This window comes from Nocardia sp. NPDC004582 (assembly GCF_053602115.1).
Genome location: NZ_JBSGCY010000130.1, coordinates 1 through 18,197 on the forward strand (window position 1 = coordinate 1; position 18,197 = coordinate 18,197).

Here is an 18,197-nt window from a genome sequence, read left to right on the forward strand (position 1 = left end):
GTCACGCTCGTACTCCTTCGCAACCCGCCGTAGTAGGTCTCGTGATTCGTTCTCTCCGAGAGCCGTTGCTCGGATCTCGCTCGCCCGACATTCTCGCCCCGATCCTGCCGTTCCTGGTGCCCCCGCCCCCGCCGCCGCCCGCGCCCTAGCCGCGCGACGCGGAATCCGAAGGAGGACAGCCTTGCTCGGAACCGCCGACGAAATCCAGCGTGACACCGGCGATCTCGATCCGCGTCGCCTGGGGCAGGTCCTGCTCGCCGCCGTGCTGATGGCGGCGGGCGTCGGGGCGGGCGTGCTGATCACGTCCCCGGCCGAGAGCCCGATCGCCGACACCTCGGTCGTGAATGTGCCGCGGCTGCGCCATGATCCGCACCCTCCGGCGCAGCATCCGCCGAATATCGCTCCGGCGGGCCAGGTTCCGTTCGCGCCCGGTGGGGGTCCGGTGGCGCCGAACGCGGTTCCGCCCGTACCGCTTCCGGCTCCGGCGGCAGTGCGTCCGGCTCCGGTGCCGCCCGGGCCGCCGCGACCGGTGGACGTGCCGGTGATCATCGCCGGGGAGGCCGGTCCGGTGGAGTTGCCGCCGCCGCCCGTCGAACCGCCGTCGCCTGCCGAATAGCCCGGATCTCCGGTCGGCCCACTAGATTCCGGCGACGCCCGCGAGCTGGCCGATCCCGTAGGTGACGGCCATGGCGATCGCGCCGCCGAGCACCACGCGCAGCACCGCGCGGCGCGGGTTGGCGCCGCCCATCCGGGCGCTGACCGATCCGGTCAGGGCCAGCGCCACCAGCACCGCGGCGAAACAGACCGGGATGCGCCACTGCACCGGGGGCACCAGGATGGCGATCAGCGGCAGCAGTGCCCCGATGGTGAACGAGACGGCCGAGGACAGCGCGGCGTGCCAGGGGTTGGTGAGATCGTGTGGATTCAAACCCAATTCGGCCTCGGCGTGGGCGGCGAAGGCGTCGTGCGCGGTGAGCTCCTCGGCCACCTGGCGCGCGGTCTCCTCGCTCAGGCCCTTGGCCCGGTAGATGCCGGTGAGTTCGGTCAGTTCGTATTCGGGTTCCTCGGCCAGTTCGCGCTTCTCCTTGGACAGCAGGGCGCGTTCGGTGTCGCGCTGGGTGCTGACCGAGACGTATTCGCCGACCGCCATGGAGATCGCGCCCGCCGCGAGGCCGGCGATGCCGGCGGTGAGGATGGCGTCGGAGTCGGTGGAGGCGGCGGCGACGCCGACCACCAGACCGGCGGTGGAGACGATGCCGTCATTGGCCCCGAGCACCCCGGCGCGCAGCCAGTTGAGTTTGGCCGAGAGGCTGGTGTCGTGCGGCTCGTGCGGGTGCGGTGCCGCGGTGTCGGTGGTTCCGGCTCCGATGTCGTCCACCTGAGCAGCGTAATTCACAGTCCGCGACTCATGCGGCAGCGCGACCGGGCGAGGCATGCCTCCCACTTCCGGGGGAAGCGGACGGTTTGCTGGAACGATGGGGGCCATGGTGGGTTTCTTCAGGAGGTACTGGCCGGTCATCTTGCCGCTGGCGGCGGCGCTGGTGCTGACGGTGACGTGGGGCCGGGAACTGAACTCGACCGTGGCGGTGCTGGTCGGGGTCTGGCTGATCGGCGCGGTGCTCTCCTCGGTGCATCACGCGGAGACGGTCGCGCATCGGGTGGGGGAGCCGTTCGGTTCGCTGATCCTGGCGGTGGCGGTGACCATCATCGAGGTTGGCCTGATCGTCACGCTCATGGTGTCCAGCGGGGAGAAGGCCGCCTCGCTGGCCCGCGATACCGTCTTCGCCGCCGTAATGATCACGTGCAATGGCATTTTCGGGCTGTCGCTGCTGGTGGGCGCGGTGCGCCGGCGGGTGGCCGTCTTCAATGCCGAGGGCACGGGCGGGGCGCTGGCGACGGTCGCGACGCTGGCCACGCTGAGCCTGGTGCTGCCGACCTTCACCACCAGCGAGCCGGGTCCGGTCTTCTCGGCCTCGCAGCTGATCTTCGCCGCGGTCGCCTCGCTGGTGCTCTACGGGGTGTTCGTGATGGTGCAGACGGTCCGGCATCCGGACGACTTCCTGCCCGTCGAGGGTTCGGACGCGGCGGCCGAGGACGAGCACGCGGAACCGCCGACCCGGCGGGAATCGCTGCGCAGCCTGGGTTTGCTGCTGATTGCCCTGATCGGAGTGGTCGGTTTGGCGAAGGTGGAGTCGCCCAATATCGAATCCGGGATCGCGGCGGCGGGGCTGCCGCCGTCCGCGGTCGGTGTGGTGATCGCGATGCTGGTGCTGCTGCCCGAGACCATCGCGGCCGTGCGCACCGCGCGCCGGGACCGGGTGCAGATCTCGTTGAACCTGGCGTTGGGTTCGGCCATGGCCAGTATCGGCCTGACCATCCCGGCCATCGCGCTGGCCTCGATCTGGATCTCGGGCCCGCTCATGCTCGGCCTGGGCGCGACCCAGATGGTGCTGCTGGCCCTGACCGTGGTGGTCGGCGCGCTGACCGTGGTGCCCGGTCGCGCCACCCTGCTCCAGGGCTGCGTGCACCTGGTGTTGTTCTCCGCCTTCGTGTTTCTCGCGGTCAGCCCGTAGCGGCGGTCACGAGGTCCAGCGGTAGATCTGGCCGTCGCGTAGTTCGTAGGACGTCGCCGGCGCGGTGGCGTGGTGCCGGGACAGCAGTGCCATCACCCGGGTGCGCCCGCGAGTGGTGACGCCGTCCTCGGTCCAGTGCACGTAGGGGTGCACCAGTTTCGCGAATTCCGCCCAGTCGCCGGCCTCGATCGTGTGCAGCACTGCCGACACCGTGTCATCCACACGCGACAGTGAACACTCCACATCCGGGTTGTGCATGGGTTCGATGGGAAATCGAGGATTGCTGGGAGATCACTAAATATCGCCATGGGTATGGGTGAGGGCCTCGCATCCCGCTCTGAACAGGAATACTGGACGAGTGTCCAGAATCATGGTTATAGCAGTTCTGCTCTAATAACACGTTCTAGAACCCCAGGTCACATGGCACTTCGTCCCGCCTACCGGGATCGATACCCGGTATACCCATCGGTAACTCAGAGGCCCCGATCACACTCGAGTCCGATTTGTTGTAACTCCGGGTAACCATTAGCTTTGATGGCAGGCAGTGTTGCCGATCACGGAGAAGAAATTTGAAGCTCGTCACCCCGCGTCGGTTCCGGCGTCTCGAAGAAGTAGTCCCCCGATGACCCGGGCCGTCCAGGGCCGGTCCGCCGTGCGCATCGTTCGGGACAACTTCTCCAGCACCTCGGTGGCGTCGCTGCGCACCTTCGGCCGCGCGGTCGGCATCGCCGAGGAGGCCGTGGCCGGGACCTTCACCGATATCGCGCGCCGCCAGTTCCAGTGGAAAGAGGCGATCCTGCAGGCGTGGCGGCTGATCACGGTCACCGCGATCCCGGCCATCCTCATCGCGATCCCGTTCGGCGTCATCGTCTCGGTCCAGGTGGGCAATCTGATCCACACCCTGGGCGCGGACTCGCTGCTCGGCGCGACCGGCGGCCTGGGCGTCATCAAGCAGGGCGCACCGCTGGCCACCGGCTTCCTGCTGGGCGGCGCGGGCGCGGCGGCGCTGGCCGCGGATCTGGGCGCGCGCACCATCCGCGAGGAGATCGACGCGCTGAACACCATGGGCATCAGCCCGATTCACCGCCTGGTGATCCCGCGCCTGGTGGCGATGGTCTTCGTGGCGCCGCTGCTGAACGTGCTCATCATCTTCGTGGGTGTGCTGGCCGGCTACGGCGTCGCCATCGGCGGGCAGGGCGTCACGCCCGGCTCGTACTGGTCCACCTTCGGGTCCTTCACCACCACCGCCGATGTGTGGGTATCGCTGTTGAAGGCCGTCATCTTCGGTTTTCTCGTGGTGATCATCGCCTGCCAGCGCGGGCTCGAGGCGAAGGGCGGCCCGCGGGGTGTCGCCGACGCCGTGAACGCCGCGGTGGTGCTGTCGGTGGTGTCGATCGTGACCGTCAATCTCGTGGCCACCCAGATCACCGATCTGTTCCTGCCCACCAGGCTGGCCTGATGTCGGCTACCTACGTGCCCAAGGGATTGGGCTGGGCCGCACGCGCCTATCGCAAGCGTGGACTGATCCTGCGCCGGGTGGAGAACCTGGGCTTCACCCTGGCTTTCGTCTGGCAGGTGCTGTCGTCGATCCCGTTGACGCTGAAGCGGTATCGGGACGAGACGATGCGCGCCATCTCCGATATGACCTGGGGCCGCGGCTCGGTCATCGTCGGCGGCGGCACCGTGCCGATGATGATCGTGCTCGGTCTGGTCATGGGCGCGTCGGTCGCGGTGGAGTCCTTCACCACGCTCGACATGCTGGGCATGGGCCCGGTGTCGGGTCTGGTGTCGGCCTACGCCACCACGCGTGAGCTGGCCCCGATCGTGGCGGCCATCGGATTCGCCGCGCAGGCGGGCTGCCGGATGACCGCCGAGATCGGTTCCATGCGCATCTCCGAGGAGATCGACGCCATCGAATCGCTCGGTCTGCGTTCGGTTCCCTTCGTGGTGACCACCCGCGTGCTGGCGGGCGCGGTGGCCATCGTGCCGACCTTCCTGATCGCGCTGATCCTGTCGTACGCGGCCTGCCGGGGATTGATCACCTTGGTGCACGGGGCTTCCGCGGGTGTGTACGACCACTATTTCTTCCAGTTCGTCTCCGGCTTCGACGTGATCGCGGCGGTGGTGAAGGTGGCCGTGTTCGCGGTGGTGGTGATTCTGATCCACTGCTACTTCGGCTTCTTCGCGACCGGTGGTCCGGAGGGCGTCGGCATCGCCTCGGGTAAGGCGGTCCGCGCGTCGTCGGTGGCCATCGTGGCCATGGACATGGTGATGTCGCTGGCCCTGTGGGGCTTCAACTCGGCGATTACGTTCACGGGGTAGGGGATGCCGAATTACGGAATGCCGGGTGTGGCCGTCGATCGCAAGCGCGCGATGACTGTCGGCACGGTCGCGCTGGCGCTGGTGGTGACGGTGGTCGCCGGCTGGGCGCTACTGTATCGATGGCAGCAGGACGAGCCGGGAATGCCGATCTCGTTGCGCACCGAGCAGATCGGTGACGGCGTACTGGTCGGCACGGATGTGCGGGCCGATGGCGTGGTGGTCGGCAAGGTCACCGAGATCGCGCCGGACCAGCACGGCACCCAGCAGATCTCGCTGCGACTGGACGATTCGAAGCTGTTCGGCCTCGACGACAGCCTGCGGGTGGATTACGCGCCCGCCAACCTGTTCGGCATCAGCGAGATCGAATTGCGAAAGGGCGCGGGCGGTTCCCCGCTGCGCTCGGGCACGGTCCTGGACTTCACCGGACGCCGCGCGAGCGAGGTCTACGACGCCACCATGGGTTCGATCCTGCGCAGCGCCGCGCAGGTGGGCGGTTCGGTGCTGACGCCGCAGATGGCCTCGGTCATCGCGCAGGCCGCGGCCGATACCCAGGCGTTCATCCCGCTGGCGCAGGCGCTGATCACCGCGCAGCGCACCATCGCCGACAACCAGAAGATGCCGATGTCGCGGCTGTTCGGCGAGCTCGGCCCGGCCTTCGACGGCGGTGGCCAGTTCGCGGGCGCGACAGTGCAGGTGGTGGATCTGATCCGCAGCATGCAGCGTTTGCAGACCGACCGCGCCACCTATGACAAGGGCGTCGCGACCGTCACCGGCACGCTGCTGCCCGCGCTCGCGGCCGCGTTCTCGCAGGCCGGAACTCAGCTCTCCGGCAGCACCGACATGCTGGTGCCGGTGCTGACCGCGCTCGCGCGGATGGTGCCGCAGCCGCAGCAGTCCGCGGCCGAATTGCGCCTGCTGCTGGAGCGTTTGCGCGCCGCCATGCCCGACAACGGGCAGGGGCCGGTGCTGAACGTGCGGGTCGAATTGCAGGGCATGCCCGGTATCGCGGTGCCGCTGCTGGGAGGTGCGCGATGACCGTGAAACAGGCGGGCTGGCGGCTGGCCCTGTTCGCGGGCGTGATCGGCGTGGTGCTCATGCTGGTGCTCACCGCGATTCAGCGTCCGGTGTCCGGGCGGACCGAGACCCACGACGCCATCTTCACCGACGCCAACGGCCTCAAGGTCGGCGACGACGTGCGCATGTTCGGTGTGCAGGTCGGCAAGGTGAAGCAGATCGGCCTGGAGGGTTCCAAGGCGCGGGTGCAGGTGTCGGTCAAGACCGATTCGCCGGTGTACGACAACTCGAAACTGGCCATCCGCTACCAGAATCTGACCGGGCAGCGGTACATCGACCTGCAGCAGCAGCCGCAGCCGGGCACTCGGATCGCCGCGGGCGCGCGCATCGGCGAGGACCGCACGGTGCCCTCGTTCGATGTGACGCAGCTGTTCAACGGCCTGAAGCCGGTGTTGCAGACCATCTCCCCGGAGGCGATCAACCAGTTCAGCGCCAGCATGGTGGCGCTGATCGAGGGCGACGGCGCCGGTCTGGGTCCGGCCATGGACGCGATCGGGAAACTGGCGTCGTATGTGGACAACCGGCAGCAGGTGATCTCGACGCTGATCCGCAATATGTCGGATCTGTCGGACCGGCTCGGCGGGCGCGTGCACTACCTGGTGCCGCTGCTGAAGCAGCTCTCCGACATCTTCGAGGCGTTGCGGCAGAACATCGGCGGGCTGGCGCAATTCGCGGTCACCGCGCCGTCGGTGCTGCGGCCGATCGACAACCTGCTGCGCACGCTGGGCATCGACAGCGGCTCCGATGTGGACGCGCTGATCCGGCAGATCTTCCCCGACGCCAAGGAGGCGGTGGCGGTCCTCGGTCGCCTGCCCGCGGTGCTGAGCGCCGCCGACGCGGCGCTGCCGAGCAGCCCCGGCGGCTGGAAGCCGGTGTGCAGCAAGGGAACCGCGGAACTGCCGCCGGTGGTCAAGGTGCTCGTTTCGGGACAGCAGGTGGCGATATGCAACGGATGACCTGGCCGCGCGCTCTTCAGGGGCTCAGCCTGAAGCGCGATGACCGCGTCGTCGACGACGCGACCAAACAGAAGCGGCATCTGCGTCAGGGCGTCATCGGCGCGATCGTGGTCGTGCTCGGCCTGACCGCCGCCGGTGCGCTGTACGTGATCCCGTTCGGCAAGCACACCTACACCGCGGAACTGTCCGAGGCGCAGTCGGTGAAGGCGGGCGACGACGTGCGCGTCGCCGGGATCTCGGTCGGCGAGGTCAAGTCGCTGGAACTGAAGCCGGACAAGGTCGTCATGCGCTTCACGGTGAAATCCGATGTGTTCCTGGGGGATCAGACCTCGCTCGACATCCGTATGCTCACCATCGTCGGTGGCCACTACGTGGCGGTGTTCCCGGCGGGCAGCACGCCGCTGGGTTCGGCGGCCATCCCCGCGGACCGGGTGCGCCTGCCGTACAGCCTGATCGAGACCTTCCAGGACGCGGCCACCCCACTGGCCAAGATCGACGGCTCCACGCTGAACCAGAACCTGGCCGCGCTGGGCACCTCGATCGACGCCGCGCCCGAGACCCTGCGCACCACGCTGCGCACGGTCGGCACCTACGTGGACGCGCTGGAGAAGCAGCGCGGCCAGGTGTCGAACGCGGTGTCGGTGGCCGACGAGTACGTGCGCATGTACGACGGCGCGAAGCAAGACCTGGGCCGGCTGATGGACAATGCCAACCTGCTGGTCACCGTGCTCGACGACAAGCATTCGGAGATGGCGGAGGCGATCCGCCTGCTCAGTGACGTGCTCGGCCGCCTCGGCGGATTACAGCCGACCTGGTCGGACCTGAAGCCGCAGCTGACCGATGCCATCACCCGGCTCGAGCAGCTCGGCCAGAAGTTCGAGCCGACCCTGACCGCCGCGCAGGATCTGCAGAAGAAGCTGTCGGAGCTGGTGATTCCGGACGGCGGTATCACCGTCGATCAGTCGCGGCAGACGGTGACTCTCGCCGCGCCGCCCCAGGTGTGCGTTCCGGTGCCCGGGAAGGACTGCTGATGCTCAAGCGGATGCTCGGCTCGCAGGCGTTCATGTCGGTCGCGGGCGCGGTGGTCGTGGTGGCGGTGGCCGTGGTCGGCTATTTCGTCTGGTTCGACCCGATGAAGAAGACGGTGGCCTATTGCGCCGTCATGCCCGACGCGGTCGGGCTGTACGCGGGCAACAAGGTGACCATGCGCGGGATCCCGGTCGGCACGGTCGATTCCGTCGATTCCGACGGCACCAAGGTGAAGGTGAGGTTCTCCGTCGACGCGAAGTACCCCGTCTACGCCGACGCCGCGGCCACCACCGTCTCGGATTCCATCGTGGCCGACCGTAATCTGGCGGTGCTCAACGGCGGCAAGAACCTGGCGCACCGGGATTCCTCGCAGTGCATCACCAAATCGCTGACGCCCAAGAGCATCACCGAGACCCTGACCGCGCTGGCCGACCTGTCCTCGCAGTTGCAGCAGGCGCAGGCCCCGGACGCGCTGGCGCACGGTTTGTCCGGGCTGGACGCGGCCACCCAGGGCGCCGGCCCGCAGATCAACGAGATCGTCAAGAAGCTGGGTTCGGCGCTGGCGCAACCGGATGCCGACATCGGCCACCTGGCGGGCATCTTCGACGCCTTCGCGTCGGTCGGTGAGAAGGTCGAGCAGCACTGGGGCGATCTGCGCTCCATGCTGCTGCGCCTGGGGCCGGCGCTGAACAACGCCAGCACCGAATTGCTCGGTCCCGGTGCGCAACTCATCGATCGGCTGGGCGAGCTGTTGCCCATGCTCAACGACCTGGCCACCATCGCCGGCGACCCGATCATGCGCGCGCTCGACGACACGCTGCCGCTGGTGCGGCTGCTGCGCGCCAATGTCGGCTCGCTCTCGGAGGTGGTGAACAAGATGCCGGTGCTGACCAATGCCGCCCAGAACGTGATGGGCAACGGCGTCACCTACGGTTCGCCGCGGGCGGCGCTCCCGGCCTCGCAGTCCGAGCAGGTCTGCGCCGCCCTCAACGCGGTCACGCCCGGCAGCTGCACCGACGCCGCCAACGGCATGGTGAACGTCCCGCTGGTGCCCCTGGTGCTCGGAATGGCAGGTGCGCGATGAGAATCGGACGCTGGAACGTCCAGCTCGAGACCGCGGCCGCCGGTCGCGCCGGGACCGTGGTGGGGACGGCCCCGGTACGGCGCCGGCTGGAACGCGCGGGCGCGGCCCTGCTGGCGGCCGGATTGCTCGCCGGGGCCGGCGGCTGTGCCTTCGACCCCGCGGCGGTGCCGGTGCCCGGGACCACCATCTCGGGTTCGACCTATCGCATCCACATCGAGTTCGGCAATGTGCTGAACCTGCCCGCCAAGGCGAAGGTCATCGCCAATGGCGCTCAGGTCGGCACGGTCGACGGTGTGCGCGTGGTGGATTCGGCGCACGCGGACGGCCGCGGCGGCTACGTGGTGGTGGACGCCGAGATCTCGTCGAAGGTGCAGTTACCGACCAGCACGGTGGCCGAGCTGCGGCAGAACACCGTGCTCGGCGACATCCACCTGGCCCTGAGCACGCCGCCGGACGGTTTCGGCTCGCTGCTGAAGGACGGCGGCACCATCGGCCAGGACCACACCCGGCCGCCGGTGCAGCTCGAGGACACCATGGCCGCGCTGGCCGCGTTCACCCAGGGCGGGGCGGTGAACCAGCTGCAGGACATCATCAATCACGTCAACGCCGTGCTGCCGCGGGACCCGGACGAGACCAAGCGGATCGCGCAGAACGCCGCCGGGAACGCGGTGGATCTGGCCGCGAACCTGGACCAGGTCGACAAGCTGCTCAACGGTCTGGGCGTGAACGCCCAGGTGCTGCACGACCGCGCCGACTTCCTGGACCACCAGCTCAGCCAGGAGTCGGTGGACGCCATGACCGGTGTCACGAACTCCATCAAGGGCGTCACCCAGATCTTCGCGGTGCTCGGGCAGCTCGGACAGTCGCTGGTGTGGCTGGCCCCGCTGGCCACCGCGCTGGACCCGGTGACGCAGTCCTTCGCGCCGCTGGCGCTGTCGGGCAAGCCGCTGGATCTGTCGGTTCCCTCGAACCTGTCGCTGCTGGTCTCGCTGTTGCGCGACAAGCTGATTCCCTTCGTCGAGAACGGCCCGAAGGTGAATGTCACCGGCGTCCAGGCGGATTCGGTGTCCCGGGACGATCAGGTCAGCACCGTGCTGGCCGGGCTGCGCATGATCGGAGCGGTGCGATGAAGTGGGGTTCGGTGGCGTCGCTGGGCGGCATCGCGGTGGTCACCGTGGTGGGCGCGAGCTATCTGACCTTCGGGGTGGTGCGGGCGGACCCCTTCGCGCACCACACCGACGCCTCGCTGGTGATGGCGAATTCCGGTGGCCTGAGCGTGGGTTCGCCGATCCTGCTCACCGGTATGCGGGTCGGGAAGATCACCTCGGTGGACTCCACCGCGCGCGGTGTCGAGGTGGGCTTCCGCATCGACGGCGACCGCAGACTGCCGACCGACAGCGATATCACCATCGAGCAGCTCTCCGCCCTCGGCGAGCCGTTCGTGGAGTTCCGGCCCCGCACCGCGGGCGGTCCGTATATCAAGGACGGCCAGCGTCTCGACGCCGCCGCGGTGAAGTCGCCGCTGTCGATTCCCGAGGTGTCGCGCCTGGTCAACAAGGTCATGAGCCAGCTCGACCCCACGGTGGCCGCCTCGCTGGCGAGCACGCTGGGCGCGGCCTTCCATGACACCGACTCGGCCATGCCGAACCTGACCCGCGCGGGCGACCTGCTGGCGGCGGCCATTCTGAGCCGCGAACCCAAGATTGCCCAGCTACTCAACAGCTTCCAGGTCGCGGCCTCCGATATGGAAGGCATGGGAGCCGCGACGGCTGCTGCCGCACCGGCATTCGTGCAGTTCGAGCAGTCGCTCGAGCAGCTCATCACTGCGGTCGGTAGACTCGTCGAGCGTGCCCCCGGCCCCCAGGCCTATGTGGATGGCAACGGGCTGGCACCGTTCCTGGCCGGGCTGACCGAATGGTTGCGGCAGGCCGGGCCCGAATTGCGGACCCTCGCACCCCAATTGCAGCCGCTCGCCGACGCGGCGCGCACGGCGGGGCCGCAGATCAATATCAGCAGCTTGATCTCGCAGGCGCTCGCGTCCACCGGTGACGGTGCCGTGCGTGTGCGGGTCGAGGTGAAGTAGCAGTTCCAGCAAGGAGAAGACCCCATGTCCCAGGACACCGATACGAAGACTCCGGTCGAACCGGACACCACGCCCGTGGAGCCGGCCGCCGGTAAGACGGTGTCGCTGAAGGTCTCGACCCTGGTGACCGTGGCCGCGGCGGCGGTGCTGATCGCCGCGCTGGTGACGGTCACGGTGCTGTGGCAGTCCGCCCGCGGCGAGGTCAGCGACCACGACACCCGCGCGGCCGCCGACCGGCACGCCGAGCAGGTCGCCTCCGACTACGCCATGGGCGCGGCCAATCTCAACTACGCCGACTTCAATGCCTGGACCGCGCGCCTCAAGGCCAACACCACCCCGGCGCTGGCGGGCAAGTTCGACGCCACCTCCTCCAAGCTGCAGGAGATCCTGGTCCCGTTGAAGTGGACCTCGAGCCCCACCCTGCTCAGCTCGCAGGTGATCAACCGCGACAACGGCCTGTACAAGGTCAATGTCTATCTGAACGTGAACTCCACCAACGCCCAGAACCCCGACGGCGTGCTGACCACCGTGTACTACACCGTCAATGTCGACCCGAGCGACTGGAAGGTCACCGAGGTCGGCGGCATCGATCTCCCGCTGCCCAAGCAGTAGCCCCCGCTGCCACGACAGTAGCCCCCGCGGGCTAGCGCTCACGCGGTCCGGCGTAGCTCGTCCGCGAGCCGGACCGCCAGCGCCACGATGGTCAGCGTCGGATTCGCGTGGCCGTTGGTGGGGAACACCGAACTGCCGGCGACGTAGAGGTTCTCCATGCCGTGCACCCGGCAGTCGCCGTCCACCACGCCGGTGCGCGGGTCGGCGGACATGCGGGTGGCGCCGGTGGGATGCGCCCAGTCGGTGAGCTGGGCCGGGAGCGGGCTGGCTTCGCGCACCCATTCGTCCAGCGCGGGCGGGGTGTAGCCGAGCCTGGCGAACTCCCCGGCCACCAGGGCGGCGGCACGGCGCACGGTGGCGTCCTCCTGGGCGCTGACCTTCCAGTCGATGCGCGGATGTGGCAGCCCCAGCTCATCGACGGTGTCGCTCAGGCCGATCCGGCTGTCCGGGTCGGGGGTCTGCTCGACCATGCACCGCAGTTCCACCTGTTCCAGCTTGCGCGGCAGGCCGGTGTGGTCGATCAGCCGGCGCTTGGCCCCCGACAGCAGCAGCCCGGGATTGCTGGCGACGGTGCGCGCGTCGTGCAGGTTCATATGGCCGCGCAGCAGGTTCTTCACCGACTCCCAGGGGTCGTCCTCGGCGGGCACCTCCTGAATCCACAAGGCGCAGTTGAGGAGTCCCTCGTCGGCCTGGATCTCCGGCGAGAGCGCCAGCCCGTGCAGAAACGTATGCTTGCCGCCGCGGGTTTTCACGACGTATTTGCCGAATCGATCCCGCGCCGCGGCCGAGGTGTGCGGGTCGAGCATGCCCACCACGCCACAGCGATGATCCAGCAGATACCGCCCGACGACATCGTGCCGATTGCCGATTCCGGTGGGCACAATGCGATTCGAGGCGAGCAGCAGGCGTGCGTTCTCGATTCCGCCGGCGGCCAGCACAATGCGGGTGGCCCGCACCATGCGCTGGCGCCCGCCCGAATCCGCGACCCGCAATGCCTGCACCCGCGTGCCGTCGGGATCGGTGTCGATATGGGTCACCGTGGCATTCAGCAGAACTCGAATATTGCTCGCGGTAATCTCCGCCGCGTGCGGGCCGAATCGTTTGGAGTCGAACGGATCCGCGGGATCCTTGCTGATCTGCCAGAAGTAGGGCCGCAGCCAGCGCCGGTCCACCTCCTGGTGGGGCGGATTCCGATCGGCCAGTTCCCAGAAGCGGTCGCCGGTGAATCCGGCCCCGTAACCCAGGCCCAGGTGCGCCGCCGCGCGGTCCAGATACGGCTCGACCTCGGACGATCCGATCGGCCAGCCGGAGAACGGAACCCAGGACCGGGCCGCGAAATCCAATTCGTCGAGCGGGGCGCAGCGCCCGCTCCAGGTGTGTGAACTGCCCCCGAGAATTCGATTGCGCGCATTGCGATACGGCTGGGCCCGCGCGGCTCCGACATTCTCGATGTCATTGAGCGCGTCGCGCTCCGGGGTGAGTTCCAGGCCGCCGCTTTCGAGTACCAGGACCCGCAGCGAACTTCCCGCGAGTTCGGCGGCCAGGGTCAGACCGGCCGGTCCGGAACCGATAATGCACAGGTCGGCCGCCAGCTCGCTGTCCCGTACGGCACTGAGGTCGTCGATATGCACCGGAAATCCTCCCGCACCCGCATCCACCCCCGAGAGGACGCGCTTCCCTTTGCCCGGACCTCATCGTAACCGCTCAATTGCGCGGCCGGGGCGCATCTTTCGGGTCAGCATCCGCGCTGCAGAAACGCGCGGACATAACCGGCGGACTGCCGCACATACATCCACGACCAGAACAACGGACCCGAATCACTAGGGCTCGCAACCATGGTGATCTGTCCGGAAAAGCACTTTTCGACGATGTAGCGCGCCCGCGAGACGTGCGGGGTGTAGGTCACCACGATGATGTGCCGCCAGTGCCCGGCCTGGGCACGCCGCCGGATCTCGCGCGCCTCGCCCTGGGTGGTCCACGGGTCGGGCACGAAGCACGACACCTTGAAGGCGAAGCCCCCGTCGCAGTAGCGGTTCATCACCGGGTCGTCCTCCCCGGTGGACCGCGAGATCAGCAATTCCGGCGCATACCCCTGCTGGGCGAGTTCCAGCCCCAGGTCGTAGCGCGCGTACGCGGTCCCGCCCAGCACCACGATCGCGTCGGCCCGGCGCAGCGGATCGACCTGCGGATGCACGAACACCGGCAGGCCCGCGAACGCGAGACCGGTGATCAGCGCCGCCACCAGGGCGACGGACAGGGCGACCTTCCGGGGGCCAGTCACGTCATCGACGGTACCGATCGCGAACAGCGGCGCCCGGAACGCCGACGCCACCGAGTTCGCCGAGCGGCTGCTGCCGCGGCCGGCCGCCATCTGATTCCGGATTACTTGCCGGGGGTTCGGTATCATCGCGCGCGCTTGGCTTTACCACTTGGAGGACACGTGCCCGCGAACCCCACCGCCACCGAACTGCTGGCGACCGTCGAAGCCTCACCGCGGGCGGTCGGCGCGCACGACAAGGCCGCCTGGGTGGGCCTTTTCGCCGAGGACGGCAGCGTCGAGGACCCGGTCGGCTCGCGCCCGCACGTGGGCCGCGCCGCCATCGAGCGCTTCTACGACACCTTCATCGGACCCAATGGCATCGCCTTCGACGTCACCAATGACGTGGTGTGCGGCATGACGGTCTTCCGCGATCTGAGCATCGCCACCACCATGTCGACCGGGGTCACCCTGCACGTGCCCATGCATCTGCGCTACGACCTGGCCGAGGTGGACGGCGCGCTGAGAATCCGCCGCCTGCGCGCACATTGGGAACTCGCCGGGATGATCGGCCAGCTCCTGGGATCGGGCACGAAGGGTCTGCTGGCCGGGGCCAAACTGGGCCCGCAGCTGCTGGGCAATCAGGGCCTGGGCGGCGCGGTGGGCTTCATGTCCGGGCTGCGCGGGGTCGGCGCGCCGGGCAAGCAGGCGGCCGAGCGGCTGCTGGACGCCGTCTCGCGCGGCGATTCGTCCAGTGCCCGTGCGGTTCTGGCGCCGGTGCCGCGCCTGGAGTGGGGCGTCGACGGCGCGATGTCGCTGGAGGACTTCGCCACCCGGGTCAAGGGCGTGCGCTGGGACAAAGCGCTCGCCGCCGGTCATTCGGTGACGGTGTCGGTGGACACCCGGGAGGGTCGCGGCATCGCCGAGTTCGACTTCACCGAGCGCGGGCTGCGCATCGAGTCCGCGCGAATCTTCGTGTCGACGAACTGATTCCGGCCACTCCGGGACGCGTCAGTCCCGGAGTCCGGCGATCTCCGCGAGCGGATTCCCCCCGCTGAACGTGGTGCCCCCGGCCGCGCCGACCACCTTCCCGTGCACGCTGATCAGCCACTGCCCGCACACACAGCGGTGGTACTGCACACCGCGGTGGGAGGAGACGGAGGCGGGGGAGGGCCAAGCGCAGGACGGGCATTCGGCGATCATCTGCACATCCTGCGCGTGCGAGCGGCACAAGACCATGATCGACACGCGGCTATCCCGCAAATCGATGGCGTTTCTTGCACGACTCGCCGTGCGTGATTTGCCAATCGGCGCCCTGATTTGCCAATGGGTGCAGCGGAACTCGAGCCGGGTTGTCTGACAAGCCCTATGGTCAGACCGTTTTGCCCTTGCGCACCGCGGTCGGCGTTGCCCCCCACCAGCGCTGACAGCAGCGGGTGAACACCGACTGCTCGGCCAGCCCGAGCAGCGAGGCCACCTGGCTCATCGGCATATCGGTGGTGGTCAGGTAGCGGCGGGCCTCCGCACGCCGCACATCGTCCAGAATCGCCGCGAAGCTGGTGCCCTCCGCGGTGAGCCGCCGCTGCAGCGTGCGCGGGTGGATGGTGAGCAGCCGTGCCACCGCGTCGATTTCGGGGGCGGCGGTGCCCAGCAGCTTCTGCAGCGTGGTGCGCACCCGCGGGGCCAGCGCGGCGGCCGTATCGCCGGACTGCTCGGCCAGGAAGGCCAGGGCCAGCCGGTGCAGGTTCTCGTCACCGCCCGCGAGCTGCCGGTCGCCCAGGGCGGCGGGGCCCCGCAGCAGCGCGGCCGGGCGTTCGATGCGCACGGGCGCGCCGAAGAATTCCTCGTACGCCCGGATCGGGGCGGCGGGCCGGTAGGGCAGTTCCACCGAGCGCAACCCGTAGCGGTCCTCGACGAGCCGCTGAATCGTCCTGTGCACGAAGGCCAATCCGAGGTCGGTGCCTTGCACGGGGGTGGGCGCGCCCGGCGTGCTGACGCCGTAGCGCAGGGCGATCACGCCGCGGTCGCCGTACGGGTCGGGTTCCATGGTCAGGCTCAGCGAGCGGGCGTGCACGAACAGATAGCGCGAGGTGCACTCCAGCACCGCGGCCAGGGAGGTGGCGTTGCGGATGGCCAGGGCCAGCGGGCCCAGCATGTCCAGGTCCTGCCGCCGGGCCATGCGCAGTCCCAGGTCGGGGCAGTCCAGCCGATGGGCGGCGAGTTCGAGCACCGCGGCGACGGCCTGGTCGGGGACCAGCAGGTCGTCGGTGTCGAGGGCGGCGATCGGCAGGCCGCAGGCGAGCATCAGCTCCTCGGCGTCCCCGCCCAGCTCGGCCACGGTGGCGCGGAATCCGCGCAGGCCCGCGGATCTGATCACCGACATGTCGTCCAGGATCAAATAGTTGTCGCGTAGTGTCAAGAAACCGAATCCCGAGCCCAACAGACTGGAAGTCATGAACGCCGCGCAGACCCCCGCTGAACACCTCGACGTCGTCATCGTCGGAGCCGGGCTTTCCGGCATCGGCGCGGCGTACCGGCTCCAGACCGAACAGCCCGGCCGCAGCTACGCCGTCCTCGAGGCGCGCGACGCGCTCGGCGGCACCTGGGACCTGTTCCGCTACCCGGGCATCCGCTCCGACAGCGACATGTTCACCCTCGGCTACCCGTTCAAGCCCTGGCGCGACGCCAAGTCCATCGCCGACGGGCCGTCGATCCTGCGCTACATCAGCGAGACCGCGGCCGAGAACGGCATCGACCGGCACATCCGGTTCGGCACCAAAGTCGTTGCCGCCGAATGGGACAGCGGCGAGTCCCGCTGGACCCTGACGCTCGAGCGGCGCACCGGCGACCAGGTGGAGCGCCACACCCTCACCTGCGGCTTCCTGTACTCCTGCTCCGGTTACTACAACTACGACCAGGGCCACGATCCGGTGTTCCCCGGCATCGACGACTTCACCGGCACCGTGGTGCACCCCCAGTTCTGGCCCGAGGACCTGGATTACGCGGGCAAGCGCGTGGTGGTCATCGGCAGCGGCGCGACCGCGGTCACCCTGGTCCCGGCCATGGCCGAGCAGGCCGAACTGGTGACCATGCTGCAGCGCAGCCCCACCTGGATCTCCGCGGTCCCCGGCCGCGACAAGGTGGCCGACCGGATGCGGGAACTGCTGCCCGCGGACCTGGCGCACCGGCTCATCCGGACCAAGAACATCCTGTTCAACATTGGTTTCTACCAGTACTGCCGCCGCCGGCCCGAGGCCGCCAAGAAGCTGCTCACCGGACTCACCACCCGGATCCTGAAGGACGAGGCCCTGGTCGCCGAGCACTTCACCCCCGACTACAACCCGTGGGACCAGCGGCTGTGCGCGGTTCCCAACGCCGACTTCTTCAAGGCCATGCGCAAGGGCCGGGCCGAGGTGGTCACCGATCACATCGAAACCTTTGTGCCCGAGGGCATCCGGCTGAAGTCCGGCAAGGTGATCGAGGCCGATGTGGTGGTCACCGCGACCGGGCTCCAGCTGCTCGCCTTCGGCGGCATCGACCTGGTGGTCGACGGGAACCCGGTCGCCTTGTCGGAGCAGTTCGTCTGGCAGGGCACCATGCTCACCGGCGTGCCCAACTTCGCGGTCTGCATCGGCTACACCAACGCCTCCTGGACGCTGCGCGCCGACCTCACCTCGCGCCTGGTCTGCAAGGTGCTCGGCTACATGGAACGCAACGGCTACACCGCCGTGGTCCCGGAGCCGCAGCGCGCGCTGCGGGAACGACCGCTGCTGGATCTCGCGTCCGGTTACGTCCAGCGATCGATCGGCGATTTTCCGCGCCAGGGCGACCACAATCCGTGGACGGTCCGCCAGAACTATCTGCTCGACACCGCGACGGTCATGCGCACCGATCTGAGCAAGACCCTGCGTCCGGTGGCCGCCAAGGAGTTGCAGCGGGTGTGACGCTGGTCTCACCGACGGTATCGCGGTGAGGTCCAGCGGTGCCGGGTGCGAAGTTCGTGTCCGGTCGGTGGGCTTCGCGTCCCCGTGCGATTCTGGGTGGCGTCCGAAGGCGGAGTACCGGAATTCGAGGGGGCGCGGTGGTAGGGACGGAGAGCGGATTTCTGCTGCCCGCACCGGGATTCGAGCCGCCGTTGCCGCGGGTGCAAGGGCAACCTGTTCTGGGCCTTCGGCTACAACGTGGCGGCCATCCCGCTGGCCGCCGC

At 68.7% G+C, this 18,197-nt stretch carries 19 protein-coding genes; 13 read left to right on the forward strand and 6 right to left on the reverse strand.

Annotated features, from left to right (window positions below):
- Positions 1–181: 181 nt before the first annotated feature.
- Positions 182–616 (forward strand): hypothetical protein, encoded by a 435-nt coding sequence (locus ACWELJ_RS27335; RefSeq protein WP_452368996.1) that lies wholly within the window; start codon positions 182–184, stop codon positions 614–616.
- Between the two features lie 21 nt (positions 617–637).
- On the opposite strand, the gene ACWELJ_RS27340 is transcribed toward ACWELJ_RS27335, so the two are convergent.
- Positions 638–1,369: a VIT1/CCC1 transporter family protein gene (locus ACWELJ_RS27340; RefSeq protein ID WP_452369013.1), complete on the reverse strand. Its 732-nt coding sequence runs from the start codon at positions 1,367–1,369 to the stop codon at positions 638–640.
- A 115-nt stretch (positions 1,370–1,484) separates the two neighbouring features.
- On the opposite strand from ACWELJ_RS27340, the gene ACWELJ_RS27345 reads away from it, so the two are divergent.
- Positions 1,485–2,573, forward strand: a complete 1,089-nt coding sequence (locus ACWELJ_RS27345; RefSeq protein WP_452368997.1) for a calcium:proton antiporter — start codon at positions 1,485–1,487, stop codon at positions 2,571–2,573.
- A 6-nt stretch (positions 2,574–2,579) separates the two neighbouring features.
- Here ACWELJ_RS27345 and ACWELJ_RS27350 read toward each other — a convergent pair whose 3' ends face one another.
- The gene (locus tag ACWELJ_RS27350) at positions 2,580–2,774 is read right to left on the reverse strand and encodes a nuclear transport factor 2 family protein (RefSeq protein WP_452368998.1); all 195 of its coding nucleotides are present in this window, start codon (positions 2,772–2,774) and stop codon (positions 2,580–2,582) included.
- Positions 2,775–3,195: 421 nt separating this feature from the next.
- Between ACWELJ_RS27350 and ACWELJ_RS27355 the strand changes: the two genes are divergently transcribed.
- The 9 genes from ACWELJ_RS27355 to ACWELJ_RS27395 are packed head-to-tail and all read left to right on the forward strand — an operon-like array spanning position 3,196 to position 11,733.
- Positions 3,196–4,032, forward strand: coding sequence for an ABC transporter permease (locus tag ACWELJ_RS27355; protein WP_452368999.1), 837 nt, complete (start codon positions 3,196–3,198; stop codon positions 4,030–4,032).
- A complete protein-coding gene (locus tag ACWELJ_RS27360) occupies positions 4,032–4,895 on the forward strand; it encodes an ABC transporter permease (RefSeq protein WP_452369000.1) in 864 nt (287 codons plus the stop codon). Before ACWELJ_RS27355 ends, ACWELJ_RS27360 begins: the two co-directional genes overlap by 1 nt.
- A gap of 3 nt (positions 4,896–4,898) precedes the next feature.
- A complete protein-coding gene (locus ACWELJ_RS27365; RefSeq protein WP_452369001.1) occupies positions 4,899–5,930 on the forward strand; it encodes an MlaD family protein in 1,032 nt (343 codons plus the stop codon).
- Positions 5,927–6,925 carry an MlaD family protein gene (locus tag ACWELJ_RS27370; protein ID WP_452369002.1) on the forward strand — a complete coding sequence of 333 codons (999 nt, stop codon included), beginning with the start codon at positions 5,927–5,929 and terminating at the stop codon, positions 6,923–6,925. Before ACWELJ_RS27365 ends, ACWELJ_RS27370 begins: the two co-directional genes overlap by 4 nt.
- Positions 6,913–7,956: an MlaD family protein gene (locus ACWELJ_RS27375; protein WP_452369003.1), complete on the forward strand. Its 1,044-nt coding sequence runs from the start codon at positions 6,913–6,915 to the stop codon at positions 7,954–7,956. Before ACWELJ_RS27370 ends, ACWELJ_RS27375 begins: the two co-directional genes overlap by 13 nt.
- Positions 7,956–9,038, forward strand: a complete 1,083-nt coding sequence (locus tag ACWELJ_RS27380) for an MlaD family protein (protein WP_452369004.1) — start codon at positions 7,956–7,958, stop codon at positions 9,036–9,038. The genes ACWELJ_RS27375 and ACWELJ_RS27380 overlap by 1 nt, the downstream gene beginning before the upstream one ends.
- Positions 9,035–10,168 carry an MlaD family protein gene (locus ACWELJ_RS27385; protein WP_452369005.1) on the forward strand — a complete coding sequence of 378 codons (1,134 nt, stop codon included), beginning with the start codon at positions 9,035–9,037 and terminating at the stop codon, positions 10,166–10,168. The genes ACWELJ_RS27380 and ACWELJ_RS27385 overlap by 4 nt, the downstream gene beginning before the upstream one ends.
- Positions 10,165–11,121 (forward strand): MlaD family protein, encoded by a 957-nt coding sequence (locus tag ACWELJ_RS27390; RefSeq protein ID WP_452369006.1) that lies wholly within the window; start codon positions 10,165–10,167, stop codon positions 11,119–11,121. Before ACWELJ_RS27385 ends, ACWELJ_RS27390 begins: the two co-directional genes overlap by 4 nt.
- Positions 11,122–11,145: 24 nt before the next feature.
- The gene (locus ACWELJ_RS27395; RefSeq protein ID WP_452369007.1) at positions 11,146–11,733 is read left to right on the forward strand and encodes a hypothetical protein; all 588 of its coding nucleotides are present in this window, start codon (positions 11,146–11,148) and stop codon (positions 11,731–11,733) included.
- Positions 11,734–11,771: 38 nt separating this feature from the next.
- Here ACWELJ_RS27395 and ACWELJ_RS27400 read toward each other — a convergent pair whose 3' ends face one another.
- Positions 11,772–13,364 (reverse strand): GMC oxidoreductase, encoded by a 1,593-nt coding sequence (locus tag ACWELJ_RS27400; protein ID WP_452369008.1) that lies wholly within the window; start codon positions 13,362–13,364, stop codon positions 11,772–11,774.
- A 104-nt stretch (positions 13,365–13,468) separates the two neighbouring features.
- A complete protein-coding gene (locus ACWELJ_RS27405) occupies positions 13,469–14,014 on the reverse strand; it encodes a YdcF family protein (RefSeq protein ID WP_452369009.1) in 546 nt (181 codons plus the stop codon).
- 159 nt (positions 14,015–14,173) lie between these two features.
- On the opposite strand from ACWELJ_RS27405, the gene ACWELJ_RS27410 reads away from it, so the two are divergent.
- Positions 14,174–14,980, forward strand: a complete 807-nt coding sequence (locus ACWELJ_RS27410) for a nuclear transport factor 2 family protein (protein ID WP_452369010.1) — start codon at positions 14,174–14,176, stop codon at positions 14,978–14,980.
- A 21-nt stretch (positions 14,981–15,001) separates the two neighbouring features.
- Here the strand turns inward: ACWELJ_RS27410 and ACWELJ_RS27415 are convergent, their stop codons facing one another.
- Together ACWELJ_RS27415 and ACWELJ_RS27420 are read right to left on the reverse strand one after the other, a co-directional pair.
- Entirely contained in the window at positions 15,002–15,229 is a 228-nt protein-coding gene (locus tag ACWELJ_RS27415; RefSeq protein WP_452369014.1) for a hypothetical protein, read from the reverse strand.
- A gap of 133 nt (positions 15,230–15,362) precedes the next feature.
- Positions 15,363–16,409 (reverse strand): AraC family transcriptional regulator, encoded by a 1,047-nt coding sequence (locus tag ACWELJ_RS27420; protein WP_452369011.1) that lies wholly within the window; start codon positions 16,407–16,409, stop codon positions 15,363–15,365.
- A gap of 34 nt (positions 16,410–16,443) precedes the next feature.
- Here ACWELJ_RS27420 and ACWELJ_RS27425 point away from each other — a divergent pair, with 34 nt between their 5' ends.
- Positions 16,444–17,934, forward strand: coding sequence for a flavin-containing monooxygenase (locus tag ACWELJ_RS27425; protein ID WP_452369012.1), 1,491 nt, complete (start codon positions 16,444–16,446; stop codon positions 17,932–17,934).
- Positions 17,935–18,197 lie beyond the last annotated feature (263 nt).

Excerpts from the sequence above, each read along its gene's own strand:
- ACWELJ_RS27385 (WP_452369005.1), top strand. The coding sequence starts at position 9,035 with ATGAGAATCGGACGCTGGAACGTCCAGCTCGAGACCGCGGCCGCCGGT.
- ACWELJ_RS27380 (WP_452369004.1), top strand. The coding sequence starts at position 7,956 with ATGCTCAAGCGGATGCTCGGCTCGCAGGCGTTCATGTCGGTCGCGGGC.
- ACWELJ_RS27375 (WP_452369003.1), top strand. The coding sequence starts at position 6,913 with ATGCAACGGATGACCTGGCCGCGCGCTCTTCAGGGGCTCAGCCTGAAG.
- ACWELJ_RS27415 (WP_452369014.1), bottom strand. The coding sequence starts at position 15,229 with ATGGTCTTGTGCCGCTCGCACGCGCAGGATGTGCAGATGATCGCCGAA.
- ACWELJ_RS27365 (WP_452369001.1), top strand. The coding sequence starts at position 4,899 with ATGCCGAATTACGGAATGCCGGGTGTGGCCGTCGATCGCAAGCGCGCG.
- ACWELJ_RS27370 (WP_452369002.1), top strand. The coding sequence starts at position 5,927 with ATGACCGTGAAACAGGCGGGCTGGCGGCTGGCCCTGTTCGCGGGCGTG.
- ACWELJ_RS27395 (WP_452369007.1), top strand. The coding sequence starts at position 11,146 with ATGTCCCAGGACACCGATACGAAGACTCCGGTCGAACCGGACACCACG.
- ACWELJ_RS27390 (WP_452369006.1), top strand. The coding sequence starts at position 10,165 with ATGAAGTGGGGTTCGGTGGCGTCGCTGGGCGGCATCGCGGTGGTCACC.
- ACWELJ_RS27345 (WP_452368997.1), top strand. The coding sequence starts at position 1,485 with ATGGTGGGTTTCTTCAGGAGGTACTGGCCGGTCATCTTGCCGCTGGCG.
- ACWELJ_RS27355 (WP_452368999.1), top strand. The coding sequence starts at position 3,196 with ATGACCCGGGCCGTCCAGGGCCGGTCCGCCGTGCGCATCGTTCGGGAC.
- ACWELJ_RS27360 (WP_452369000.1), top strand. The coding sequence starts at position 4,032 with ATGTCGGCTACCTACGTGCCCAAGGGATTGGGCTGGGCCGCACGCGCC.
- ACWELJ_RS27425 (WP_452369012.1), top strand. The coding sequence starts at position 16,444 with ATGAACGCCGCGCAGACCCCCGCTGAACACCTCGACGTCGTCATCGTC.